The organism is Microcoleus sp. Z1_A1 (assembly GCF_036700305.1).
Lineage (GTDB): Bacteria > Cyanobacteriota > Cyanobacteriia > Cyanobacteriales > Microcoleaceae > Microcoleus.
In genome coordinates this window covers 88,740-113,981 of the sequence record NZ_JAUBOR010000001.1, presented here as the reverse complement: position 1 = coordinate 113,981, position 25,242 = coordinate 88,740, and the positions used below count along the sequence as shown (strand labels likewise).

Annotated in this window: 18 protein-coding genes and 2 pseudogenes; 13 read left to right on the top strand and 7 right to left on the bottom strand. The window is 45.2% G+C overall.

The genetic code is table 11. The annotated features are described in order from the left end of the window. Positions 1-56: 56 nt before the first annotated feature. From QT973_RS00520 to QT973_RS00510, 3 genes are all read left to right on the top strand, one after another. Positions 57-2,375 (top strand): tetratricopeptide repeat protein, encoded by a 2,319-nt coding sequence (locus QT973_RS00520; RefSeq protein ID WP_333233799.1) that lies wholly within the window; start codon positions 57-59, stop codon positions 2,373-2,375. 181 nt (positions 2,376-2,556) lie between these two features. Beyond that, the gene (locus tag QT973_RS00515; protein WP_333055688.1) at positions 2,557-3,849 is read left to right on the top strand and encodes an ATP-binding protein; all 1,293 of its coding nucleotides are present in this window, start codon (positions 2,557-2,559) and stop codon (positions 3,847-3,849) included. 417 nt (positions 3,850-4,266) lie between these two features. Continuing rightward, a complete protein-coding gene (locus QT973_RS00510) occupies positions 4,267-9,462 on the top strand; it encodes a PAS domain S-box protein (protein ID WP_333390282.1) in 5,196 nt (1,731 codons plus the stop codon). A gap of 222 nt (positions 9,463-9,684) precedes the next feature. On the opposite strand, the pseudogene QT973_RS00505 reads toward QT973_RS00510, so the two are convergent. Beyond that, positions 9,685-10,008 (bottom strand): annotated as a pseudogene (locus QT973_RS00505) (Uma2 family endonuclease); the annotation flags it as partial. Positions 10,009-10,177: 169 nt separating this feature from the next. After that, a pseudogene (locus tag QT973_RS00500) lies at positions 10,178-10,420 on the bottom strand (Uma2 family endonuclease); the annotation flags it as partial. Positions 10,421-10,583: 163 nt separating this feature from the next. Here QT973_RS00500 and QT973_RS00495 point away from each other — a divergent pair. Continuing rightward, positions 10,584-11,969 (top strand): lipid-A-disaccharide synthase-related protein, encoded by a 1,386-nt coding sequence (locus tag QT973_RS00495; RefSeq protein WP_333207674.1) that lies wholly within the window; start codon positions 10,584-10,586, stop codon positions 11,967-11,969. 460 nt (positions 11,970-12,429) lie between these two features. Here the strand turns inward: QT973_RS00495 and QT973_RS00490 are convergent, their stop codons facing one another. Continuing rightward, entirely contained in the window at positions 12,430-13,221 is a 792-nt protein-coding gene (locus tag QT973_RS00490) for a 2-phosphosulfolactate phosphatase family protein (protein ID WP_333055691.1), read from the bottom strand. 89 nt (positions 13,222-13,310) lie between these two features. Between QT973_RS00490 and QT973_RS00485 the strand changes: the two genes are divergently transcribed. Further along, positions 13,311-14,204, top strand: coding sequence for an EI24 domain-containing protein (locus QT973_RS00485; RefSeq protein ID WP_333260707.1), 894 nt, complete (start codon positions 13,311-13,313; stop codon positions 14,202-14,204). Positions 14,205-14,207: 3 nt separating this feature from the next. Here the strand turns inward: QT973_RS00485 and QT973_RS00480 are convergent, their stop codons facing one another. Continuing rightward, on the bottom strand, positions 14,208-14,462 hold the full coding sequence (locus QT973_RS00480; RefSeq protein WP_333207675.1) for a hypothetical protein: 255 nt from the start codon (positions 14,460-14,462) through the stop codon (positions 14,208-14,210). A gap of 306 nt (positions 14,463-14,768) precedes the next feature. Here QT973_RS00480 and QT973_RS00475 point away from each other — a divergent pair, with 306 nt between their 5' ends. The 4 genes from QT973_RS00475 to QT973_RS00460 all read left to right on the top strand — a co-directional run bounded on the left by QT973_RS00475 (position 14,769) and on the right by QT973_RS00460 (position 18,775). Next, positions 14,769-16,274 carry an MBOAT family O-acyltransferase gene (locus tag QT973_RS00475; RefSeq protein ID WP_333233797.1) on the top strand — a complete coding sequence of 502 codons (1,506 nt, stop codon included), beginning with the start codon at positions 14,769-14,771 and terminating at the stop codon, positions 16,272-16,274. 10 nt (positions 16,275-16,284) lie between these two features. Continuing rightward, complete coding sequence (locus QT973_RS00470; RefSeq protein ID WP_333055695.1) at positions 16,285-17,238, top strand: hypothetical protein; 954 nt, start codon at positions 16,285-16,287, stop codon at positions 17,236-17,238. Between the two features lie 171 nt (positions 17,239-17,409). Beyond that, the gene (locus QT973_RS00465; protein WP_333233796.1) at positions 17,410-17,730 is read left to right on the top strand and encodes a DUF7873 family protein; all 321 of its coding nucleotides are present in this window, start codon (positions 17,410-17,412) and stop codon (positions 17,728-17,730) included. 115 nt (positions 17,731-17,845) lie between these two features. Continuing rightward, positions 17,846-18,775: a serine/threonine-protein kinase gene (locus tag QT973_RS00460; RefSeq protein WP_333233795.1), complete on the top strand. Its 930-nt coding sequence runs from the start codon at positions 17,846-17,848 to the stop codon at positions 18,773-18,775. Here QT973_RS00460 and QT973_RS00455 read toward each other — a convergent pair. The 3 genes from QT973_RS00455 to QT973_RS00445 form a co-directional block, all read right to left on the bottom strand. Further along, entirely contained in the window at positions 18,769-19,395 is a 627-nt protein-coding gene (locus tag QT973_RS00455) for a DnaJ domain-containing protein (RefSeq protein ID WP_333055698.1), read from the bottom strand. The two genes, QT973_RS00460 and QT973_RS00455, sit on opposite strands and share 7 nt — an antisense overlap. A gap of 131 nt (positions 19,396-19,526) precedes the next feature. Continuing rightward, positions 19,527-20,120 carry an ATP-dependent Clp protease proteolytic subunit gene (locus tag QT973_RS00450; RefSeq protein ID WP_333055699.1) on the bottom strand — a complete coding sequence of 198 codons (594 nt, stop codon included), beginning with the start codon at positions 20,118-20,120 and terminating at the stop codon, positions 19,527-19,529. Between the two features lie 161 nt (positions 20,121-20,281). Continuing rightward, a complete protein-coding gene (locus QT973_RS00445) occupies positions 20,282-20,941 on the bottom strand; it encodes an ATP-dependent Clp protease proteolytic subunit (RefSeq protein ID WP_333055700.1) in 660 nt (219 codons plus the stop codon). Between the two features lie 405 nt (positions 20,942-21,346). On the opposite strand from QT973_RS00445, the gene QT973_RS00440 reads away from it, so the two are divergent. The 4 genes from QT973_RS00440 (at position 21,347) to QT973_RS00425 (ending at position 25,195) form a co-directional block, all read left to right on the top strand. Then, a complete protein-coding gene (locus tag QT973_RS00440; protein WP_333207677.1) occupies positions 21,347-22,582 on the top strand; it encodes a VWA domain-containing protein in 1,236 nt (411 codons plus the stop codon). 222 nt (positions 22,583-22,804) lie between these two features. Further along, on the top strand, positions 22,805-23,371 hold the full coding sequence (locus QT973_RS00435; RefSeq protein WP_333055702.1) for a Uma2 family endonuclease: 567 nt from the start codon (positions 22,805-22,807) through the stop codon (positions 23,369-23,371). A 3-nt stretch (positions 23,372-23,374) separates the two neighbouring features. After that, on the top strand, positions 23,375-23,869 hold the full coding sequence (locus QT973_RS00430) for a tetratricopeptide repeat protein (protein ID WP_333207678.1): 495 nt from the start codon (positions 23,375-23,377) through the stop codon (positions 23,867-23,869). Positions 23,870-23,959: 90 nt separating this feature from the next. Further along, positions 23,960-25,195, top strand: a complete 1,236-nt coding sequence (locus QT973_RS00425) for a homoserine kinase (RefSeq protein ID WP_333055704.1) — start codon at positions 23,960-23,962, stop codon at positions 25,193-25,195. The last annotated feature ends 47 nt before the right edge of the window (positions 25,196-25,242 follow it).

Below are 25,242 nucleotides of genomic sequence, written 5' to 3'. Positions count from 1 at the left end.
GGCAAAGTGTAGCATATAATTTTACATGGAATGACAACTCAAAAGGAAAATAAAAAATGAATTCAGAAACAGTGCAAGTGAATTTCCAGCAGCAGGCAGAAATTTATTTGGCTACAGGGAACTTCGATCGGGCGATCGCACTTTGCCAACAAATTTTGGCATCTGAACCCAATTCAGCAGAGACTTGCAAGACCTTGGGAAAGGCGCTGCAAGCTCAGGGTAAACTAGAAGACGCAAGGTATTGGTATAAAGTTGCGATCGCCCTGCAACCCGATTTTGCCGAAGCTTTTGCTAACCTAGGCACTCTCTGTGCTACTTGGGAACAGTGGCAAGAGGCGATCGCCTGTTACCAAAAAGCCATCTCCCTGCAACCAAACTTTGCAGGATTTTACCGTAATTTGAGCCGGATATTTACCCAAGTCGGTCAAGCTGAAGAAGCAGCAGATTGTTGGTATCAAGCACTCATGGTGGAACCGATAGAGATAGCAGAAGAATATCTCGATTTAGGTAATACTTTGTTGGCGCAAAACAAGCCAGAAAAAGCGCTGACTTGTTACCACCGCACGATTTATTTAAACCCCAGCTTTTGCGAAGCTTACTGCCAATTAGCAGAAGCTGCTAGCGAGCTAAAGCAGTGGGACGAAGCTATTGTTAACTACCGCAAAGCTATTCAACTCCAGCCGGAGATTTCTGATTTTCATTACAAATTAGGCAATGTTTTGCAAGCTAAGGAACTCTGGCGCGAAGCGGAGGCAGCCTACCGAAAAAGTATTGATTTAAATCCCAATTCTTTTTTGTCATACTACAACTTAGGCAGCGTGCTGCTCAATTTAGAAAAATGGCAAGAAGCTGCGATCGCCTACCGCACGGCGGTGGAAATTAACCCGGATTATTCTTGGTCTTACTACAGCATCGGTGTAGCTTGCGATCGATTAGAAGAATGGTCGGAATCCGCCGCAGCTTACCAGCGCGCTACTGAATTAGATCCGAATTTTTTTGCAGCTTTTCACCAGTTAGGAGATGCTCTTGTTAAACTAGAAAAATTGTCGGAAGCTGAGGCTGCATACGAACAGGCGATCGCACTAAATGCGGATTTATTTTGGTCTCATTATAACTTAGCTTTGACTTTAGTTCAACTTCAAAAGTTTGAAGCCGCAACACTCGCTTATCGGCGGGCGATCGCACTCAATCCAGAATTCTCTTGGACTTACCACAATTTAGGAGCAGCGCTGTTAAAAACCCAACAGTGGAAAGCCGCAGCTACCGCTTACCAACGTGCTATTGAACTTAATCCCACTATTTCTTGGTCTTATTACAATTTAGGCGATGCTTTGAGTGGAAATCACGCATGGAACGATGCTGTTTCCGCCTACCTTTGTGCGCTTCAAATCGAGCCGTCCCTCCCGAAAATTTACATAAAATTAGGTGAGGCTCTAACTAAAAGAACTCCGGTAGATTCAGATGTAGCAACTAGCTACTATCACCACGAAATGCAGCCGCTGCACGCTCCTGAATTTTACTGCGAAATAGCCCAAAAGTTTGCTGAGAGCGATCGGCTTAACGAAGCCATAATGTTGTACTTGATGGCATTAGAAATTAGACCCAAAGATCCAGAAATATCCCAAAAATTAGAGGAGATTTTAGAAAAACAGCGTCAAACAGGGGAATCTACTCTATTATTAGAGTTAGAGGCTAAGGATATTCGCGATCGCTACATTGCCAGAGTAGTCAAAGGCAAGACTTTTGCAGAAGTCGGCGGCTTGTGGGGAACTGTCAGCGAAAAAGTATCTGTAGCTAGCAAATACGGTGCAGTTTCTCTGACAATGATTGATGCCATGCCGGCATCCCTCCACTGGTGGCAAGATTTTCACGATCGCATGACAAGTTTAAATATTGCTAATTATCACTGTATCAATCAAGATATCACTCAGATTCAACTTGCAGACATTGGCGAACCTTACGATGTAGTTCACTGTGCAGGAGTTTTGTACCATCACCCCCATCCGTTGCAGATTTTAGTTGCCTTGCGTCAGATAACTCGCGAGCATTTAATTTTCACTTCAGCTATTACCCAAGAAGTTATAGAGAATGAGTTAGGACGCTATGAACTTCCGCCTTCTGGAGTAATGTTTATTCCAGCTTTGGACGACGCTGAACGAGCTATTTTAACAGCTTATTGGCGGCCATACATCAACAACAACGCACTTATAGGGATAACTGAAAAAGCAGTTTTTGACATGGACAATTTTGCGGCGTGCTGGTGGCTACCTACAGCTAATGCTTTAGAAGCTATGTGCGAAGTCGCGGGATTTAAGGTTTTAGATAAAGGATTGACTTGGGACAATAATGCTCTGACTCTGCTGCTGGGGATTTGAGGATTGCTAAACGAACAATAACAGGACTTGCTTGTGCACAAACGGCTAAACACCCGGTTTAGGAGCGGGTTCCTCATTTTCTTTCTCGATATTCCTACTAGAAACCGGGTGTTTTCCGTAAATCCTAAATAAAATAGCTGCCCACATTTTTGTGAAGAAAACAGGAACAGGGAAATAATCAATGAACAATCAGCAACCAGAGACGCCACTAGGAAACATTTTAGTAGTAGACGATACAGCAGAAAACCTGCGTCTGTTGTCTACGATGTTGACTCAGAGAGGATACACCCCCCGCTGCGTGATTAACGGAAAAATGGCTTTGAGAGCGTGCAATTCTAATCCACCAGATTTGATTTTGCTCGACATAATGATGCCGGAAATGAACGGTTACGAAGTTTGTCAGCATTTGAAATTAGAACCTAAAACTCGCGAAATTCCGGTAATTTTTATCAGCGCTAAAGATGAAGTATTTGACAAAGTAAACGCATTTGCTGTGGGAGCTGTTGACTATATCAGCAAGCCATTTCAGTTTGAAGAAGTGCTGGCCCGCATCGAAAGTCACCTCAGCCTGCGGAATTTACAAAAGCAGCTAAAAGAACAAAATATGCTGCTGCAAGAAGAAATTACGAGCCGATTAGCAGTGGAAAAAACTCTTCAGGAGAAAAACCAAATTTTGCAACAAGAAATCAGCACCCGTCGCGCCGTTGAAAAAGCTCTGCAAGAGCAAAATTTGGTACTCCAGCAAGAGATATCCCACCGCCAGCGCGCCGAATCTGCTCTATTAAAATCTAACCAAGAATTGGCGCGTTCAAATGCAGAACTAGAACAATTTGCTTATGTGGCTTCTCATGACTTGCAAGCGCCTTTAGCAACCATTGCTAGTTACGCTCAACTTTTAGAAAAACGCTACAAAGACCAACTCGACAGCCAAGGTAGTAAGTTTATCGGCAATATCGTTCAGGGCTGCACCAGAATGCAAACTTTAATTGACGATTTACTCGAATATTCCCGCGTTGGCAGGAGTCGGAAACCTTTTCAACTGACAGATTGCAATCATGCAGTCGAGCAAGCACTCGCGAACCTGCAAGGGGCGATCCGCGAGACTAAAGCCGTTGTCACCTACAGTGAATTACCCGCGGTAATGGGGGATATTTCTCAACTCGTACAACTATTTCAAAATTTAGTCAGCAATGCGATTAAATATCGCCACGATGCAACGCCTGTGGTTCATATTACCGCTTGCAAACAGGAGGAAAACTGGTTAATTTCTGTCTCAGATAATGGAATTGGGATTGCTCCACAGCATCAAACACGTATCTTTCAAATTTTTCAGCGCTTGCACACTCAAAGAGAATATTCTGGGACTGGTATTGGTTTAGCAATTTGTCAAAAAATTGTGGAACTTCACGGCGGATCTATCTGGGTGGAATCGGAACCGGAGCAAGGTTCAATTTTTTACTTTACTCTCGCTTAATTGAGGTATAGTTTCGCCAATGTATAAGCTATAATCTTGGCAAAATTAATCACTTTCTCTATTCTTAAAATGTGTTACATCGAATATATAATGTAGAAATCAAAAAAAATAATAGGGGGAGATAAAAACATTAAATAATTGTTGGTAAGGAGTGTGAGTATCGGGGTGGGGATATGGGCTACAGTTGCATTCATTGTTTTAATTGGTATAAATGGCAATTTAGAATAAAACTTCTTTTCCGTTGACAGTCTAGTTGGTGCGTGATATAATTTTACTTATTAAACATATTATTTGTAAAGATTGCTTACCCTCCCCGAATCTGACGATCGATGTATGTGTACGTGGAATTGAATGACTGCCCGGAAAATAAAAGGTAAAATTCCAGTTATTTTAATATTTTCTTGATTAACAAATATTATGAAAGCAGTTTTTAACTTAGCTTTGCCTCCTATCTGCTTTAAAGTTCTGTTAGTAGAAGACAACCCTCATGAAGCTGAGCTGATTGAAGATTTGCTGTCAGAAATAGGCGGCGCGCAGCGTATAGTGCTGACGAAAGTAGAGCGCCTCAGCGAAGCGCAGCAGCGATTGAATCAAGAAACTTTTGACATAATTTTATTAGACCTTTCATTGCCAGATAGTCGGGGAATCGAGACGGTTGCTCGGGTACAAGAGTACGGGGTAAATGTGCCGATCGTAGTTCTGACCGCCCAAAACGACGAAGAACTTGCCCTGCGGTTGATTTCTGTCGGCGTACAGGATTATTTGGTAAAAAGAAAAATCGACAGCGAACTGTTAATTCGATCGCTCCGCTACGCCATAGAACGCCAAAACAGTCAAGATGCTTTGCGAAAAAGTGAAGAAAAATATCGCTCGGTGGTGGAAAATTCCCTGATCGGCATTGCCATCATCGCTCCAATTATTGACAGCGAAATTCCTCTAAATTGCCACTGGATAGAAGTTAACGATGCCCTGTGCAATTTGCTGGGCTATGAGCGCTACGAACTCGTGCAAAATAATTGGCTAGAGTTGACTCATCCAGAAGATTTGGAGGCTAATTGTGAAAATTTTTCTCAGATGTTAGCAGGTAGGAGCGACGGTTACATCTTAGACAAAAGGTTGCTCAGAAAAAATGGCGAAATAGTTCACACGCGAGTTTCCCTGCGCTGCATCCGCCGCCTGGACAGGTCTATCGACCGGATAATAGAAGTAGTGTTGGACGTGAGCGATCGCTACCGCTACGAAGCCAAACTGAGAGCATCAGAAGAATTTTTAAACCACACCATAAATGCTACGCCAGACCCAATTTTTGTCAAAGACGAGCAACACCGCTGGATGATATTAAATGATGCTTTTTGTCAGTTGGTCGGCAAATCGCGGCAAGAACTGCTCGGCAAATCAGATTATGACTTTTTCCCCCCATCAGAAGCTGCTGTTTTTTGGACAAAAGATGAAGAAGTATTGACAACGGGTATCTGCTTGGAAACCGAAGAAAGCTTCACAGACTCTGCCGGAAAAGAACACATAATTTCTACCAAAAAAAGCGTCTTCCAAATAGCAGACGGCAGTAAAGTAATAGTGGGTACAATTAGAGATTTTACCGAATACAGACAGCAACAAAAAGCCCTGGAACAAAGCGAAGCTCGCTTTCAAAAATTGGTAGCTAACCTGCCGGGAATAATTTATCAATTACGAATGTCAGCAACTGGAAAAATGTCTTTCCCTTACATTTCTTCAGGCAGTAGCCAACTCTACGAATTAGAGGCAGAAGCAATAGAGCAAAATGCGGAACTGATTTCCAATGGAATTCACCCAGACGACCTCTTAGATTTAAAAGCATCAATGGCAATTTCAGCCACTACGCTGGAACCTTGGCAGCAGCAGTGGCGACAGACTTTGCCATCTGGAAAAGTTAAGTGGCTGCAAGGAGCTGCGAGACCAGAAAGGCTCACTAATGAAAGCAAATCTGGCAGCGAAGGCGATATTCTCTGGGACGGTTTAGTGATGGATATCACTGAATTAAAGCAGGCACAAACAGAGCGCGATCGTTTTTTCACTATCTCCTTAGACTTGCTTTGTATTGTAGGTTTTGATGGTCGTTTTAAACGTTTAAACCCAGCTTGGTCAACAGCTTTAGGGTACAGTATTAGTGAATTGTTTGCCAAGCCAATGATCGATTTTGTTCATCCAGACGATCGAAAAGTCACTGCTGCCGAAGGAGCAAAACTAATAGCGGGTACGTCCAGTATATCCTTTGAAAACCGCTACATCTGCAAAGACGGTTCTTACAAATACTTCCTGTGGACGGCATCGCCATTTAGCGAAGAAGGTTTAATCTACTCAGTCGGTCACGACATTACCTCTCGTAAACAAGCAGAGTCCCAACTCCAGCGACAAGCAGTAGCAATGGCCGCTGCTTATGACGGCATCGCTATTTTTAATAATAATAAAGAATGTATTTATTCCAACGAAGCTTATCTCAAAATGTACGGCTTGGCTAGCCCTAGCGAAATGTATGGCAAGAAATGGAAAATGCTCTACAGCAAAGCAGAAAATATATTTTTTGAATTACAAATAATGCCGATGCTTCTGCAAAAAGGGTACTGCAATATAGAAGCGACTGGTCAGCGCCGTGACGGTACTAAGTTTCCTCAAGAATTGTCGCTGACAATGCTTGTCGGTGGCGAAATTATTTCTATAGTGCGCGATATAACTAATAGAAAACAGGTAGAATCAGCCCTGCGATCGAGCCAGCGCCGCTACCAAACTTTAGCAGAAGCATCGCCAGTTTGCATATTTCACACCGACACATTTGGAAATTGTCTTTATGTGAATCAACGGTGGAGCGAAATTACGGGATTAAACGCAGAATTAGCAGCAGAAATTGGCTGGATGAATGCCATACATCCCGATGATGTGGAGCGGGTAAAAAATGAATGGCATAGCTCAATTATTGAGAAAATTCCTTTTAAATCAGAATACCGCTTTCAGCGTCCAGACGGTCGGGTAATTTGGGTGATAGGTCAGGCAATTGCAGAAATCGGAGACAAGCAGGAAATTAAAGGCTATATCGGCACTATTACTGATATCAGCGATCGCAAACAAGCAGAATTAGATTTGCTGCGAGTTACTCAAGCGGTGGAAAGCACCAGCGATGCGATCGGCATTGCTGACTTGACAGGGCGATCGCTCTACCACAATCAAGCCTTTGTTCAACAGTACGGCTACACAGCAGAAGAACTAAACACAGCAGGCGGATTAACAGCAATTTATCCTCAAACTAAAGTGCTGCTAGAAATGTTTAAAACGCTCCGTAAAGGCAAATCTTGGCAAGGCGAACTCAAAATCAACACTAAAAACAACGAACTGGTAACAACTTTATTTCGCGCCGACGGCATTAAAGATGAAACTGGTCATTTAATCGGGTTAGTGGGAGTAATTACCGACATCACCGAACGCAAACAAGCGGAGATGGCACTGCAGCAGCAATTAAGGCGAGAACGGCTAGTAGTTGCTATGCTCGATCGCATTCGCTCCTCCCTAAATTTAGAAGAAGTCCTGACAACTGCTGTCAAACAAGTGCGGCAATTTTTGCAAACAGACCGCACAGTTATTTACCGCTTTAATCCCGACTGGAGCGGCTTTGTTGTTGTGGAATCCGTGGCAAAAGATAGAATTTCGCTGCTAAATTTTAACAATATTGATGGCTGTTTTAAAGAGAAATTTGTTGAAGTTTATCAGCAAGGCGGTATTAGATCAATGGAAGATATTTACCGGGAAAATTTGACGGAATGCCACATGAAATTTCTCGAAAAAATTGAAGTAAAAGCTAACTTAATAGTACCAATTTTAAAAGCACGAGAAAGCATTTCCCAGACCCAACCGACGGCAGAAAATCAGCTCTGGGGACTGCTGATAGCCCAGGATTGCAGGGGCCCCCGTCCCTGGGATTCCTCAGAAATAGAATCTCTCCGGCAATTGTGCGTGCAATTGGCGATCGCGATTCAGCAATCGACGCTATTTCAACAAGCACAAACGGAAATTGTCGATCGCAAACTTGCAGAATCTGCCCTCCAACAAGCTGCATTAGCTGCTGAAAGCGCCAACCGCGCCAAAAGCGAATTTCTGGCCAATATGAGCCACGAACTACGCACGCCTTTAAACGGCGTTTTAGGTTACGCTCAAATCCTCAAAACCGACAAAGACTTAAGCTCAGATCAGCAAGAAAGTCTCAGCAATATTCAACAGTGCGGTCAACACCTGCTGATGTTAATCGACGATGTTTTAGATCTTTCCAAAATTGAAGCTAGAAAAATGGAACTCTACCCGGAAGAGTTGAATTTTCTAAATTTCACGAAAAACATTGCAGATCTCTTTCAGATGCGAGCTTCGCAAAAAGAAATTTTATTCCATTACGAACAAGTCTCTCCCCTCCCTAGCTGCGTTCGTGTAGATCCAAAAAGATTGCGCCAAATTCTCATAAATTTACTCAGCAATGCGGTTAAGTTTACTAACAGCGGCGGTGTGACTTTTAAAGTCGGCTATGTCGGCACAGAGGCCTGGAGTCGAGGGCAAGGAGACAATTATGAGTTCTCGACTTTGAGCTCGGAACTAAAACAAAATTATATGCGCTTTTCCCACAATCCGATCGCAGCCAAACACGCTTTAAAAATCCGCTTTCAAGTCGAGGATACCGGCACGGGAATAGAGCAAAGCAAGTTAGAAGAAATATTTTTGCCATTCCACCAAGTAGGAGGCAATACATTTGTTGAAGGTACAGGTCTCGGACTCTCGATTAGCCAGAAATTAGCGAAACTAATGGGTGCCGAAATTCGCGTCCACAGCACTTTGGGAAAAGGCAGCACTTTTTGGGTAGATTTAGAATTGCCAGCAGCTAAACGGTACTTGGAGGTGTCTCCTTTGCAGGAAAAACGCTGGCTGGTCGGTTTTATCGGCAACAAGCGGAAGGTGTTAATAGTGGATGACAATCAACAGAATCGCGATTTGTTGTCCAGGCTGCTGCGACGTTTAGGATTTGATGTGGCAGAAGCCCAAAACGGCCAAGAATGCCTCTACAAAACAGTTGAATTTCAACCGGATGTCATTTTAATGGACTTGCGGATGCCTGTAATGGATGGCTTAGAAACGGCAAGAAGACTGCGGCAGTTGCCGGAAGTAAAAGATGTTGTGTTAATCGCTATGTCAGCTAGCGTTTTCGAGGCTACGCAGCAAGATAGCATCCTCGCAGGGTACGATGCTTTTCTTCCCAAACCGATCGAAGCAAATCACTTTTTGGAACAGTTGCGCGTGCGTTTGGGACTAGAATGGATTTATGGGGAATCTTCGGAAAACAAAAAGCGCAAACCTCCCAGTTTGTCACCAGCCTCTGATTTTCCTGCTTATTCTTCTCTGTTACCTGCGGCTTCTGAGTCGGTAGTAAAACTTTTGAAACTCGCAGCTATGGGCGACATTGAAGAAATTTTTGATGAGAGTGCTAAGCTGGAGAGTTTAGAACCTAATTTAATGCCGTTTGTCTCGAAGCTGCGCCAACTTGCTAAGGGATTTCAGCTCAAACAAATTCGGAATATTTTAAAGCAATATATCGATGGTCAGTAGGCAGTAGTCAATCGATTGCGCGATTTTAGATTTTAGATTTTAGATTAAAGAATTGAAGTATTGACTTGCGCGAGATAAATTCGGCGGCTCCTTTATCGGATACAGGTTTTTTATTTCTGGACGGATGAATCACGTGGCGGGTATCCTGGATGCTTTCGGTCAGTAGTCAGTGGTCAGTGGTCAGTAGTTATATCATGTGCGATCGCTCGATCGGACACGATCTCACTCTAATAGCCAACCAAATAATTCTCCTACTGTCAGTTGCAATTCCATGGCAAAAGATGGCACGGGCAATAACTGTTCCGGTTCGTCAAACACCTCCGTTGATTGAGTCGGCCGATATACAAAAACCGATCGCTCCTCTGGATCGATTAACCAACCGATTTGAGTTCCATGTTTGAGACAATATAAAATATTTTTAGTAACTTTAGTTTGGCTTTGGTCGGGGGAGAGGATTTCAATTGTCCAATCCGGGGCGATCGCAAACACATTTGCCACACCACCATTTTCTTTACGGGGAATGCGTTCCCAAGTGAATACAGTCATTCGATTTTAGATTTTAGATTTTAGATTTTGGATTGACTTGCGCGAGATTAATTCGGGGGACGCAAGGATTTTAGATACTTCGACTTCGCGAGCGCACAAGTTTGAGATTTTGGATTGACTTGCGCGAGATAAATCACGTGGCGGGTACCACATGAAGAAATTCGCTTGTCACGTCGGGAACGATCGCTCGACCGCCAAAAATGCACCGTAGTTCTGGAAATGCTCGCGCCACCTTTTGAGGTTTGAGAGTAGCATTAGCAGCGCTTGTCAACTCGCCTTGAATGACACTATGTTGGCCTTGAGGCATCGGTTTTTGAATGATTTCACCGTCAATGTACTCGCTGGCTGGTTGAGTTTCTGGCAACTTCAGAAACTCTTGGAGTGTCAAAGATTTTGGCAGGGTTTCTACCATCCAATTTTACCTATAAAATAGAGTTTCATCTGCTATTTTACCCAAAAGTCCCGGACTCGTGCGATCGGCGCTCCACTCACTTCAACATCCGGCTCTACCACCTTGCATCCTGGGGCTAATCTTGCTTCTATATATTCAGAGACAGTTTTTGAGAGAGTTGGGATTGAAATTACTTTGCCTCAGTAACGGCCACGGAGAAGACGCGATCGCCCTTCGCATCTTGCAGGAACTGCAACAGCACCCGCATCCGCCAGAATTAGCCGTGTTTCCGCTAGTGGGTGAAGGGCAAGCTTTCGCTCAACTAGAAAACGCCCGCATCATCGGCCCGGTGCAGCGAATGCCTTCGGGCGGCTTTATTTACATGGACAGAAGGGAATTTTTGCGCGATGTCAAAGGCGGCCTGCTGCAGTTGACCATCGCTCAGTTTAAAGCCATCCGCGCTTGGGTGCGAACCCAAAAACAGTCTGGGAATCAAGACGGCGTTATTTTAGCCTGCGGGGATATTGTACCGCTGCTGTTTGCTTGGCTCAGCGGCGCGCCCTATGCCTTTGTCGGTACTGCCAAGTCCGAGTATTATTTGCGGGACGAGGACGGGCCTCTGGCTCGCAAATCCAGGGTAAGCGGTGGGTGGAATTGGTCGCGATCGGTTTATTTGCCTTGGGAGCGCTGGTTGATGACTCGATCGCGCTGTCGAGCCGTTTTTGCCAGGGACGCGCTCACCGCCGAGACCTTACAAAAGCTGGGCATTCCCGCTTACGATCTCGGAAACCCGATGATGGACGGACTCGAACCGGAAAACCCCGCCGGTTTTTACGGCCCTGACGCAGAGTTTCGGGAAATCGAGCGATCGCTCATCATCACCTTACTTCCCGGTTCTAGAGCGCCGGAAGCCTATGCTAATTGGCTGCTAATAGTAGAGGCTGTAGCCGGAATTTTATCGCTGTTTGCCGATCGCAAATTGTTATTTTTCGGAGCCATTTCTCCAGAGTTAAACTTAGAAGCTTTGCGACCTAGTTTAGAATTTTTCGGCTGGCGACAAGACGGGGAAACTAGAACGCAGCGGCCAGAAGCAAGTATTTTGCGACCTCCTGTTTCCAGCGCTCGAGAAATTCGGAAAGAATCTCCTAATTTGCTATTGCCCCTGACATTTGTGCAGAGAAATGCCACGATGATTTTGACTCAGCAAAGTTTTAACGATTGTTTGTACGAAGCCGATTTAGCAATAGCAATGGCCGGAACCGCTACAGAACAATTTGTAGGTTTAGGAAAACCGGCGATCGCCATTCCCGGAAACGGCCCGCAATTTACTTTCGCCTTTGCAGAAGCTCAAAGTCGCCTGTTAGGGCCGTCATTAATTTTAGTCAAACATCCCGCCGAAGTTGCCGGTGCCGTGCAGTCTTTGCTCCGCGACCCCGACAGGTTGCAGCTAATCGCTGAAAATGGCTGGCGCCGCATGGGAGAACCCGGTGCAGCAGCCAGAATTGCCGAGTGTTTAATTCAGCGCTTCGGCGGTGAATTCAGCAATTCTCCATTGCCCGCAATAGACTAGGGACAAAACATTGTTTTGTCCCTACCAAATATCTTTAATTCTACTTTCTTTAAAAAAATCTTGTTCGCTAATATCATGTCCGATGGATCGCCCATAATACATAAGCCAGGGCGGGTTTGTGAGATTGTCCGTTTTTGGCAAATATTATTGGCTCACGGGCCCCTACAGGAATCCGGGTAATCGACCGGACATGATATAACTACTAACTTCCGTTGTCTGTAGTGAGGAATGCAAGTCCTCTGATTTTTATGAGGACTTGCATTCCGATGCTGCAAACCAATTTTATTGTGGTTGTTCGAGTAGGTGTGCAGGGCCGCGCACCTTACTAATAAGCTGTTGCGGCCTTTAAATTGTATGTCAAAAAAAATCAAAGTCTTGTGGGGAGTAGGGGCCCTAGCGTCCCGCCCGCCCTGAATATACAATTTAAATGCGCGACAGCTTACACCACTGGCAGAAAAATTTAATTCGCCGTTTGTTCCGAAGATTGATCCCAGAAATTAGCTTGAGGAATTTTAAAATCCGACTTAACCAAAACTCCCGGTTCTCGCTGCATCGGCAGCACATCTAAAGTATCCGTTTGCGCGCAATATTTTAAATCTTCAATAACACCTAAACCGAGGAGGCGCTGACCGTGACTGGCTCTTTCCAACAATTCGTGCAACCTATCTTGCCAGTGGAGATAAAGAGCAATAGCCCCAAATACTTCATCGTTACCAGCAAAATCGCTCGCAGGAATACCGCTTTCTGCTAGGAGACTTTGGGCGATCGCACCAGCACAAACCGTATCTTCCAACGAATAACTTCCTTCCCAACCAGAACCCACAATCCAAATAGTTTCCGGCCGTTTACTTAACAAAAACTGCACCACAGATTTGCGGTTAATCAAAGCCGCCGTTAACACAGTTGCAGCAGCTTGCACTCGTTCCAGAGCGCGAGTACCATTAGTTGTGCTGATAAAAATTCGCTTCCCACTCACCTTTTCTGGCGTGCAGTCGAGAGGAGAATTCCCCATGTCAAATCCGTCAACTTTCCCGCCGCCGCGCTCTCCAGCGCGAATCCGCTTATCAGCAGGCCATTTTTCGCTGCTTGCCATTAGCTTATCTAAGTCGCTGAAAACTTGGACAGCTTCCGCCCCATTATTCAGGGCCGTTGCCATTGTCGTAGTCGCCCGCAGCACATCAACTGCGATCGCGCAAGCCGGCATTTTGTCGGCTGGCGTAAGTTCCGGGGTATGGTAAATAAAAAGCTTCACTTTTGGGCAACCTGCGATAAATCCTCATCAGTCATAATAATGGAAAATGGATGATAGAAAATAGAGTCGAGTCCTCAAAAGCAGAAAATATGTCAAAACAGTTAAATTCAAACCCCGCCCGCGCCGCCATTACCGCACCAATTGGACTCCTGGCAGGTTTCACCTATCCTTTGCGAGCTTTCACGCTGATTTTGCAAACTCCCAAGCTGTGGACTTATGTATTAGTTCCCGTGGTGCTAAATTTTATAATTGGTATTGGTCTTTATTTAAGCTTGCTATTTCCCAGTTTGGCTGGGATAGATGTTTTAGTTGCCGATTTGTCCGTCCGATTTAATGCTCTAATTGCGAGTTTTCCAGCTTGGCTGAGCTTTCTCGGCGTGTTAACAGTTGCTTTCGGCTGGCTGCTGCGCGTACTCCTAGTGTCAGGACTTTTGCTGATAATTGGATTTTTGTTAGTGCAGTTTGGCGTGATTTTAGGTTCGCCCTGGTACGGCAAACTTTCCGAACAATTGGAACTGCTGCGGAACGGTCAATTGCCCGCAGAAGCACCAATGAATTTGGCGAGTAGTTTTGGCGATATTCAAAGGGCGATCGCCTTTGAACTGCGAAAACTACAAATTTTGTTGAGCGTCGGTATACCCCTGCTGCTGCTAAATTTTATTCCTGGTGTCGGCTCTATTCTTAGCAGTTTTGGTGGCGTAGCTTTGGGCGCGACTATTGTCTGTTTGGACTTTTTAGATGCACCTTTGGAGAGGCGGAGGCGACCTTTTCAGGAGAAGTTGGAGATAATTTGGGCGAGTTTGCCCGCCAGCGGGAGTTTTGGTTTGGTTTGTTTGGGTTTGGTGAGCATTCCGCTGTTGAATTTGTTGGCAATTCCGCTGTGCGTGACGGCGGGAACTTTGTTTTTTTGCGATCGCATTTGGCCGGCCCGCTTTGCTCCCGAAGAAAGAAAGAGCGATCGAGAAACTAACATTACAACTTAAAAACTAGGGAGATGCTTCTTCCTTCGGCTGACTCTGGGAGTTAAGGCCCAAAAACGGGCTTAAAAACAGCCAGCTAATGAAGAAAAATGATGCTGTAAATAGCTGGACAATATCGATCGCCGACAAATATCCGTCAGATAATAGTGCAATACTTCTATCTGTCAGCCCGAATATCCAAGAGAGAATCCCAAACAGCCAAATGCCTTTTTGGAGCATGGGCAAAAATGCTGAAACTTCGGAGTTTTGCTGCTTGTTCATTAATTTAGCCCTTGTTTGCGAAAAGTCTGATTAACCGGGCACCCCAAGGGCTTAAGGATTTTTAGTGTCTCCTCGGATTCCCTTTGTTATCTATATGTTAAGAAATGTTTCCCGAAATGACAACGCGCCCTGGGAGGTATTTCCGCATCTATCTCAAGAGGTAGTCGCAGCGCTCATAAAGAGTGATATTTGCTACACTTTGGTAGGATGCGCGATCGCGATCGGGTTCTGGGCTAGTCTTGCCATTAGTCCCAGGCGGTTGATATAGTGGGTCACAGGCTACGTAAAAGAGCGAAATCACAAATTATGTTATTTAACAGTATTGAATTTTTAGTATTTTTTGCGATTGTTTTCGCCATATATTATTTCCCTCCGTTGCAAAAATTGCAGGTTCCCATCCTGATAATTGCCAGCTTTATTTTTTACAGTTGGAGCGCCCCCGCACTGTTGCTGATCCTGCTACTCTCCATTCTTATCAACGCTACAGTCAGCTTTCAAGTTGCCCGGATTTCTGGCAAGAAACAGCGATTTTTTTGGGCTTTATCGGGAGTCGTTCTCAATGTATTAATTTTGAGCTTGTTTAAATACGCTGGTTTGCTAACTAACTTTGTTACCGATGTTTTTAATATTGCTCGCTCCGAAGGCAGCATTGCTTATTTATTCTTAAAATTGCCTCTGCCTATCGGCATTTCTTTCTACACATTTGAAGGCATAAGTTTAATCGTAGACGTACTGACTCAAAAAAACAAAAGCGAAACCGAAGCAAACGCTTACGTCTCGCCCAACTTCACCCAACACCTGCTAAATACTTCATTTTTTATTAGCTTTTTCCCCAATTTACTGTCAGGCCCGATTTTAAAATCCAAGACTTTTTATCCCCAGATTGTTCCTAAATACTTTAAAGATATTCCTTGGAATTTCATTTTTCGCTCGCTCGTTGTCGGCTACTTCCTAAAAATGGTCATCGCCGACAACTTAAAAGACTATACCTTCTGGATCAGCTTTCCCTACTACCAAGGATTTGGAACGATTACCAACCTGACACTGCTGTTTGGCTACTCAATCCAAATTTTCGCCGATTTTGCCGGTTACTCCTTAATTGCGATCGGTTTTGCAGCCGCTTTGGGTTACAGAATTCCCGACAACTTCGACTTTCCTTACATCTCTCGTTCCCTCTCCGAATTCTGGAGAAGGTGGCACATTTCCCTCTCAACTTGGCTCCGAGATTATCTATACTTTCCCCTCGGCGGAAACCGCAAAGGCAGAATCAGAACTTATGTTAACTTAATGATAGTAATGACTTTAGGAGGATTATGGCATGGGGCTGCTTGGAGTTATGCAGTTTGGGGAATTTATCACGGCTTGGGTTTAGCCGTAGAACGCTTTTTTGGCTTCGACAAATCCAAAAACAAATTGCCAGAACCAAATCAAGCAAAAACCAAACCAATCTGGCAGCAATTATTATTGGACAGCCTTAGCGTTTTAGGCATTTTCTCTTTTGTTTCCGTGGGATGGCTGCTTTTCAAACTGCCTCGATTTGAAGAAGCGGTTGACTTCGCAGTTACTTTAGTTCGCAACTATAAAATCAAGCCCGGTTGGAGTCACATTATTCCGACGCTATTTTTTTCCCTACCAGTAGTGATTTATCACATTCCCCATTTTCCCACTTGGCAAAATCTGATGAAACAGGATTCAAATAAAAACGGCCAAAAAGTCTGGAGCGTTTATCAAGATTTAGCTTTAGGAATTATGCTAGCAATGATATTCCTCAACAGTGGCAGCTCGAAACAATTTATTTATTTCCAATTCTAGAAGGTGTTCTATGTTTGTCAAATTCCCGTTGCGACCGATTTTGCGCCCGGTACTAATTTTTCTGTTTATAATGAGTTTTTATCAAGCGCTCGTCAGCGGCGGAGTTTTGCCTGCTTCCGATGGAGTTAGCCTGCTTCAAAATAATATTGTTAAAACTCAAAGGTATGTATATCAGGATAATTCCGATCTAAAAATGGTAATGGTAGGTAGTTCTCTAGCTGCAAACCTTAATATTAAAGACATTGGAGAGGGCGTAAAGAGCATAGCCTTGGGGGGAGGAGCGAGCCAAACAGGTTTAGAAATAGTTAAAAGAAGTAAAACCAAGCCTCCTATTGTTTTGGTGGAAATTAACGATACTATTGTTCGGAAAATAGATACAGAATTAATGGATTCTTTGTATCATCCTCTTTTTTATTGGTTACGCCAGTATCTACCAATGATGAGAGAGGAATACCGTCCGATTAGCATTTTTGTGGATGTTTTTAAAAGTCGATCGAAGCCGAGTCAAAAAGTGACGCGAGAGGCTCTAGACAGATTAGAAGGTCGATATCTTACTCCCGACTTATCCCAAAAAGCTATCCAAACGATAGTAGATATTCAAAGTCAACCTTTGTCTGAACAAGATGCAGAAGCTATAAAAAAAGAAGCTGAGTTTATTAAAATTCAAATCGCAGAAATCCAAAAAAATAGCGGGGCAAAAGTAGTTTTATTTGACATACCGCAAGAGTCACGAGTTAACGCTGCAATCAGGAGAAAACAAGTCCAAGAATTGGCTAAAAAGCTGTTTCCGTCCGATCGTTTTGAGTGGCTGCCACCCCCGAAAGAGCGAGAATGGCGTACCAATGATGGCATCCACTTGATCCGCAGCGACGCTAGAGATTTTGCCGAGTTTTTGAGAGATAAATTGCTGAGTACGGTAGCGACGGGCTCTGTTGGCACCGCGCCTAGAAAAGAAAGCTTGTAATTTACTTTGAAGTGTGGCATACTACATAACGATCAAGTCTGGTTAAAGAACGATCGTGAGGTTTGTACTGATGAGGGAGAGTTATCAAAGCCCTAAAAGCCACAGCATAAACAATTTGATGATCAGTATCAACCCGGCTTGATATGAGTTCAGCGTCAATAAAATCGAACAATGGCACGCTTAAATCAGATTATTGCGATCGAAAAAGGCATCAAAAGCCGATCCGTCCAAGAACTCGCAGAAGCTCAAAAAGCACTCCAGAAGCCCGCTGTGCTTTCTGGAATCTCCCGTACATACCGCCCCAAAGACGAAGAAGGCGAACAACTGCCGCCAGAGTCCAAAAAAGTTGAAGTCAAAGCCGAAGAGATTATCCGCAAAATGACTGAATTTTTGACCAAACTCTTCGACGTAACCGCAACCAAAGATTGGACAAATTGTAGCGCCCGCGCTGACATAACTGTAGACGATCAGAACTGCTGGGTTTTATGGTAATTTATCAATCAAAGTGATACGACTTCCCCAAAAAAAAAATGCAAAACCAAGCTCTAAACCGATACAGCGTCCGTCATTTCCAATCTAAAATCTAAAATCTAAAATCTAAAATGGTATGATTTACTGCATCAATCCTCAATGCGAACAACGCGAAAATCCTGCTGCTGCTCAAAATTGTCAAGCTTGTGGCACGGATTTGTTAATTGCCGATCGCTATCGCATCCTTAAACCAGTGCGATCGCCCAATCCCGCACGCCCCACAGACATCTTTGAAGTTGAAGATTTGGGAACCGGGGAAAACGAATGGGGCACTGTCAAAATTTTAAAAGTCTTGAAACACGCCCACAATCCCGATTTAGTTCGCTTGTTCAAGCAAGAAGCGCGAGTTTTGATTTGGCTGGCCGGAAAGGGATCAGTTCCCCAAGTCGAACCAGACGGTTATTTCCCAATTAAAATCCCCCAGAACTTCCAGAAATTGTCTTGTTTGGTGATGGAAAAAATTAGCGGAGAAAACTTGGCAGAATTATTAACTAAAAAACAGTACGTTTCTCAAAAACTCGCTCTTGATTGGCTGCAACAAATTACCAATATTTTGCAGGAAATCCACAAACATCATGTAGTGCATCGGGATATTAAGCCATCCAACCTGATGATTGAAGCCAATGGAAAATTGAGATTAATTGACTTCGGCGCAGCCACAGAAGCAGATATAGAGACCGCACCCATAGGTTCTGCTGGATACGCCGCACCGGAACAAATTCTAGGTAAAGCAGGCGTGCGATCGGACTTTTTTGCCCTAGGGCGTACTTTTGTACATTTATTAACAGGCATAGAGCCGATCGACTTTCCCGTTAATGAAAAAACTGGTAAAATTAATTGGAGGAACCAGGCTGTAGATATTGACCCGTTACTCCTAGAGTCGATCGACGAATTGATGGAACCGCTACCAGAAAACAGACCTGAAAATACCCAAGTTATTTTAGAAAAATTAAAAATTCACGACGCAGACCCCCTGCAAAAGGGGGACGCAACATCGCTTCAATAAATCTCTTCCAACCTGCGAAAATCCCGCTCAACTTCCGCCCACAAAGCCCGATTGTGAGGGTCAGTTTTCACAGCCTTTTTCAAATAAATTCTCGCCTTATCAACCTGCTTTTCTCCGATCAAATGCCGTCCCCAGCGCTGATAGGCGATCGCCTGCCACTGACGCACCTCCAAATCTTCGGGAACCCGCTGGGCCAAACCCTCAATCAAGGCGATCGCCCGCGGGAACCTGTGATATTTCAGCAACTGCTGCAACTCAACATAAGCATCTTGCTTTAACTTTTGTTCCACCGCCGACAGATCCGCATGAGATTGAACCGCAGCCTCTTTTCGAGTCACCTTAACTGCCTGCGGTTGAGCTTTCACCCCCCGATCCGGCGGTGTCGAACTAGGCGGCACAGTGGAATTGGCAACTTTCGACTCCGCAACATGGTGGGGGGCAACATTCACCAGGAACTTATAAGCCTCAGTAATAGCAATAAACTTATTTTTAGCCTGTTCGTTTCCCGGATTCACATCGGGGTGATACTGTCTCGCTAACTGCCGATAAGAGGTCTTAACTTGCGATAAACTCGCACCTAACCTCAGCCCTAACTGTCGGTAATAATCTGCAATATCCATCTAGCATGAATGAGCGTTGATAGTACCATTAAATATGGCAGAATCCTTCAATGTAAAGATTCTGCCAAAATTTACCGAAAAACTGGGTTGTAGTGCGAGGCTTGCCCGCACTACGGTAGCGCAAAAATAACTTACGGACGATCTTCGATCACTCTGTCAATCAAGCCGTATTCCTTGGCTTCCTCAGCGGACATGAAATAGTCGCGATCCATGTCCTTCTCGATTTTCTCGATCGGCTTGCCAGTATTCTTAGCATAGATACCGTTGAGTTGGTGGCGCAGTCGCAGAATCTCTTTGGCCTCAATCTGAATATCCGTTGCTTGTCCCCGCGTGCCCCCAGAAGGCTGGTGAATCATGATGCGCGAGTGAGGCAAAGCTAACCGTTTCCCCTTCGCACCGGCAGCTAACAGGAAAGAACCCATCGAAGCAGCCAAGCCCACACAAATCGTCACCACGTCTGATTTAATGTGCTGCATGGTATCAAAAATAGCCATGCCTGCCGACACCATCCCGCCTGGGGAATTGATGTATAAAATAATATCCTTACCTGAATCTTCCGAATCAAGATAGAGCATCACAGCGATGATTTGATTGGCAATTTCATCGTCAACGTCCCTGCCCAAGAAAATAATCCGTTCCCGGTAGAGGCGATCGTAGATATTAATCCACTGAGTATCATAACCCCCCGGCATCTTGTAGGGAACTTTTGGCACACCGATAGGCATAATTCGGAACTCCGTTTAGTTGGTAATTGGTGATCGGGCAATTGGTTATGGTTTATTAGTTATTTGTTAGTTGTTATTTCCGGTTTTTTAGTTTGTGGTTATAATGACCAATAAACCCTAACCAATAACTAATAACTAATAACTAATACCCCCTAACCGAATTAGAGGACTCCAGCCGGCAGCGGTTTCGGCAATTCTTCAGAACTTTCAAGAACGCGATCGATCAAACCGTATTCTTTAGCTTCCTGGGGCGTCAGGTACAGCAACCGATCCATATCTTTAGTAATCTTTTCGATCGGTTGGCCAGTACAGCTTGCAAAAATATCAAGCATCGTCGCTTTATTTGCCAGCACTTCCTTAGCGCGAATTTGAATGTCGCTTGCTTGACCCCGCGTGTAAGCCTTGGGTTGGTGCAACACAATGGAAGCGTGGGGCAAACTCGCTCGAAAGCCTTTTGTACCAGCCGCTAACAGCATCGCAGACATCCCCATTGCCGAACCGAGGCAAATAGTGTGTACGGGCGGCTTAATGTACCTGATCGTATCGCAGATAGCGAAGGCTTCTGTTTCAAAGCCGACGGGTTCGCCACTGTAACCAGAAGTGCCGGTCGAGTTGATGTAGATTTTGATCGGCTTCTCGGGGTCTTCGTACTGCAAGAACAACAGTTCAGCAATAATCAGTTCTGTTACCGCAGGCACCAGAGGCATCCCCAGATAAACGATCCGCTCCTTCAGCAACAGGGATGGCAAATCGGGAGGTGGCGTCCGAGAGTTCCCTTCCCCGTAGTATGGCGATTGCACTGCTTTAATGGGTGTGTTCATCAGAAAAATGAGTCTGAAACCCCGTCCTTCTAGGACGGCTTTACATTGGATTGGGGTGGAGGGGTATGGTTGCCCCTCCGTGGAGATGTGGTCTTCTCCAAAACTCCCTTACGGGTAAAGTTAGCTTCGCCAATGTTTTTAGAGCTTGTTAAACTTGCAGCACTGTTTCAGTGACCTTAAAACTGTTTAACTGCAAATGACAGGGCAGGGGACTAGCTTCGCATCCCAGGGTGTCATGACTCAAAAAACGTAGACCTCGAAAGTCTTAGGCTGGTCAGGACGGCTCGCAAGAATCTCTTACAAGCCTCATGCACTTAGGCTGAGGTTCCTGACATAACCGAAATGTTGCCTGAACTGATGGAGCTATTCTTAAAGAAATACTAACGCAATCTTTAGGTATCCCGCATGAAAGTTAGTTTGCTCCCGGTTTTAAACGACCCTAACCTTGACGCTGCTGCGCCCTCAACGCAGCGCCAGCTAGCGATTTCGGTGTCTGCGACGGCAAGCTCGATCGACTCCAGCGTACCCTTAAACCTGTGCCTGATTCTCGACCACAGCGGTTCGATGGGCGGACGCCCCTTGGAAACAGTCAAACAAGCCGCCGGACGGTTGCTGGACAGGTTGAAGCCCGGGGATCGCTTTTGCGCGGTGGCTTTCGATCATAAAGCCAAAGTCCTCGTCCCCAATCAAATTGTGGGAGACCCCAGCAGTATTAAACGGCAAATTGAGCAATTGCGATCGGCCGGTGGCACAGCAATTGATGAGGGCATTAAGTTAGGTATTGAAGAGTTGGGCAAAGGCAAAAAAGAAGCTATATCTCAGGCGTTTCTGCTGACTGACGGCGAAAACGAACACGGCGACGACAGCCGCTGTTTGAAGTTGGCTAAATTGGCTGCCGACTACAACATGACTTTAAATTCTCTAGGATTTGGCGATAACTGGAACCAGGATATTTTGGAAAAGATTGCTGATGCTGGTGGCGGTGCTCTGGCTCACATTCAGCGTCCCGAAGATGCGGTTGACGAGTTTAGCAAACTATTTACTCGCATCCAAGGTGTAGGTTTGACTAATGCTTATTTGCTATTTTCACTGATGCCAAAAGTACGGTTAGCCGAACTCAAACCGATCGCCCAAGTTGCCCCGGATACGATCGAATTACCGGTACAGCAAGAGGGCGATCGTTTTATGGTACGCCTGGGAGATTTAATGAAGGATATAGAGCGAGTAGTTTTGGCTAATATTTATATTGGACAGTTGCCCGAAGGTACACAGGCGATCGGGCAATTGCAAATTCGCTACGACGATCCGAGTGTCGGCCAAGGTTTGCTTTCCGATCCTGTTGCACTTTCCGCTAATGTCGTGAAAGTTTATCAGCCGGCCATTAACCCGATGGTACAGCAGCACATTTTAGCTTTGGCTAAATACCGCCAAACTCAACTCGCAGAAACCCGATTGCAACAGGGCGATCGCGCCGGCGCGGCAACAATGCTGCAAACTGCTGCGAAAACTGCTCTGCAAATGGGCGATAAAAGTGCCGCAACTGTGCTCCAAACCTCTGCTACTCGCTTGCAGTCTGGCGAACAATTGAGTGAAGCCGATCGCAAGAAAACTCGGATTGCTTCTAAAACTATTTTGAAGTAATCGCGCGATTTTAAATTTTCAATAATTTTAAATTGGGCGATCGGACAATTTGGCGATGCGAAATCGCCCCTACAAAAACGAAACCCGCGCCCAGGCGGGTTTCAATATTCTGAGTCTCGCCTGCAAAAAGCGAAAGTCAGTGTAGCCGGATTGTTTCAAGCTGTGGAGCGACAAGAAGCTCGATGGTTTAGAATGTTTCTATCACCTATCAAGAGTGCTTGTATGAACCAGACAATATCTGATAAAGTACGCTGGACTACCGCCGATTTAGAACTATTGCCCGATAACGGCGATCGCTATGAAATTATTGATGGGGAGCTATTTATGACTAGAGCACCGCATTGGGGGCATCAACAGACTTGTGGCAGATTTTTTTCTTGCCTTGATACTTGGTCGATGTCTACTGGTTTGGGACGAGCCGCCATCAATCCGGGTCTTATTTTCACGGACGCTGATAACGTCATTCCTGATGTAGTTTGGGCGAGTAATGAACGCTTGGCTATCTTGCTAGACGAAGCCGGCCATTTAACCGCCGCACCCGAGTTAATTGTTGAAGTGTTATCCCCCGGTGCAGACAATCAGAGACGCGATCGAGATTTGAAACTTAGACTCTATTCAGTGCGAGGAGTGCAGGAATACTGGGTTGTGAATTGGCAATTGCAGCAAATAGAAGTTTATCGCAGGGAACAAGCAAGTTTAAGGCTCATTGCTACGCTGTTGAGCAATGATGAACTAACTTCGCCTTTGTTGCCCGGTTTTAGTTGTTCTGTCGCTCAAATTTTTGCCTAAATTATGAAATCATCATTTTACAATTTAATTGCTACTCTAGTAATCTTTACTATCTTTGGTAATATATCCCTTGCTGTCTCTGCTAAATCCTCAGCAATATTAATAGCTCAAAAAACGATTGTTCAAAATCCTGCTGAAGATTTATTCAATAGTGCTTTAGCCAAATCAGAGGCGGGAGACATTCAAGGGGCGATCGCCGATTACACCGAAGCCATCCGCCTCAACCCCAACTACGCCAAAGCCCACAACAAACGCGGCATCATCCACGGCCGCAATCTCAAAGATTACCCAGCAGCTAAAGCAGATTTCGATCGCGCAATTGAAATCAACCCCAACTACGGCGATGCCTACTACAACCGCGCCAGAGTCCGCGAGTTCTTAGAAGACAAACCGGGGGCGATCGCTGATTATCAGAAAGCAGCCGAACTATATCAAAAAGATGGCAATACCAACGATTATCAAGATGCCATCAAGCATCTTGAAATGCTGCAAAAATAGAGTGCTTTTGAAAACATAGTATAATATCCTTCGCTCTGCGTTCATCCGCATTCATCGGCGGTTAAACATTCCAAATTAACTATTCAAAAAATGCTCGAAACTTCCACCGTCACCGTCACCGTACCCGCCACAACCGCCAACTTAGGCCCAGGATTCGACTGCATCGGCGCCGCTTTAAGCCTCTACAACCGCTTCCAATTCTCCCGACTCGAACCCTCAGCAACCGAGAAACTAAAAATTACTGTTACAGGCTCTGAAGCCGCCAAAGTCAAGACAGATGACAGCAATCTCGCTTATCAAGCATTTATAAAGTTATACGATCGCCTGAACCAATCGCCGCCGCCCGTAGCCATACATATAGATATGCAAGTGCCGCTGGCTAGAGGTTTAGGAAGTTCCGCCACAGCTATTATCGGTGGGTTAGTCGGTGCAAATGAGTTAGCCGGTGCGCCTTTGAGTCAGGTGGAAGTGATGCAATTGGCGATCGAACTTGAAGGACATCCCGACAACGTTGTCCCCGCTTTACTGGGAGGATGTCGCCTCGCTGCTAGCAATGCACCCCCCCAACCCCCCCTTAGTAAGGGGGGGCTAACAGAAGAATTCCCTCTCCGTGAAGCGGGGCTAACAGAACAATCACCCGCACTTACCGAAGCTGCTAGCAATGCACCCCCCCAACCCCCCCTTAGTAAGGGGGGGCTAAGAGAACAACTTCCCCTTAGTAAGGGGGGGCTAAGAGAAGAATTCTCTCTCCGTGAAGCGGGGCTAACAGAACAATCACCCTTAGATGCGGAAATTCTACCATCACCCCCCCTTGCTAAGGGGGGGCTCACACAATCACCCCCCCTTAGCAAGGGGGGGCAGGGGGGGGGTTCATGGGAGATTTGCGATATTCCCTGGCATCCGAATGTTGTGCCGGTGGTAGCCATCCCAGATTTTGAACTGTCTACAGCCGAAGCCCGCAAAGTTTTGCCAGCAGATTACAGTCGGGCTGACGCGATTTTTAATGCTGCACACCTCGGTTTGCTAGTGCGGGCTTTGGAAACTGGCAATGAAAACTGGCTGCGCTGCGCCCTCCAAGACAAAATTCACCAACCTTACCGGCAATCTCTGATTAAGGGATATGAAGCGGTGCAGCAAGCTGCCCTGAATGCAGGGGCCTATGAAATGGTAATTAGCGGTGCCGGGCCAACGCTTTTAGCTTTAACGGATGTGGCTAACGCTGTTGCGGTTGAGAAAGGGATGGCGGCTGCTTGGATGGAATTTGGGGTAAAGGCTGAGGTAAGGGCGATCGCCCTCGATACTCAAGGCGCGCAAGTCTCCCTTTAGTTATTTCACTCCTAGACACACAACATCTACATAACCGTGTTTTGTAG

Excerpts from the sequence above, each read along its gene's own strand:
- QT973_RS00520 (WP_333233799.1), top strand. The coding sequence starts at position 57 with ATGAATTCAGAAACAGTGCAAGTGAATTTCCAGCAGCAGGCAGAAATT.
- QT973_RS00515 (WP_333055688.1), top strand. The coding sequence starts at position 2,557 with ATGAACAATCAGCAACCAGAGACGCCACTAGGAAACATTTTAGTAGTA.
- QT973_RS00510 (WP_333390282.1), top strand. The coding sequence starts at position 4,267 with ATGAAAGCAGTTTTTAACTTAGCTTTGCCTCCTATCTGCTTTAAAGTT.
- QT973_RS00485 (WP_333260707.1), top strand. The coding sequence starts at position 13,311 with ATGTCAAAACAGTTAAATTCAAACCCCGCCCGCGCCGCCATTACCGCA.
- QT973_RS00480 (WP_333207675.1), bottom strand. The coding sequence starts at position 14,462 with ATGAACAAGCAGCAAAACTCCGAAGTTTCAGCATTTTTGCCCATGCTC.
- QT973_RS00475 (WP_333233797.1), top strand. The coding sequence starts at position 14,769 with ATGTTATTTAACAGTATTGAATTTTTAGTATTTTTTGCGATTGTTTTC.
- QT973_RS00470 (WP_333055695.1), top strand. The coding sequence starts at position 16,285 with ATGTTTGTCAAATTCCCGTTGCGACCGATTTTGCGCCCGGTACTAATT.
- QT973_RS00465 (WP_333233796.1), top strand. The coding sequence starts at position 17,410 with ATGGCACGCTTAAATCAGATTATTGCGATCGAAAAAGGCATCAAAAGC.
- QT973_RS00460 (WP_333233795.1), top strand. The coding sequence starts at position 17,846 with ATGATTTACTGCATCAATCCTCAATGCGAACAACGCGAAAATCCTGCT.
- QT973_RS00455 (WP_333055698.1), bottom strand. The coding sequence starts at position 19,395 with ATGGATATTGCAGATTATTACCGACAGTTAGGGCTGAGGTTAGGTGCG.
- QT973_RS00450 (WP_333055699.1), bottom strand. The coding sequence starts at position 20,120 with ATGCCTATCGGTGTGCCAAAAGTTCCCTACAAGATGCCGGGGGGTTAT.
- QT973_RS00445 (WP_333055700.1), bottom strand. The coding sequence starts at position 20,941 with ATGAACACACCCATTAAAGCAGTGCAATCGCCATACTACGGGGAAGGG.
- QT973_RS00440 (WP_333207677.1), top strand. The coding sequence starts at position 21,347 with ATGAAAGTTAGTTTGCTCCCGGTTTTAAACGACCCTAACCTTGACGCT.
- QT973_RS00435 (WP_333055702.1), top strand. The coding sequence starts at position 22,805 with ATGAACCAGACAATATCTGATAAAGTACGCTGGACTACCGCCGATTTA.
- QT973_RS00430 (WP_333207678.1), top strand. The coding sequence starts at position 23,375 with ATGAAATCATCATTTTACAATTTAATTGCTACTCTAGTAATCTTTACT.
- QT973_RS00425 (WP_333055704.1), top strand. The coding sequence starts at position 23,960 with ATGCTCGAAACTTCCACCGTCACCGTCACCGTACCCGCCACAACCGCC.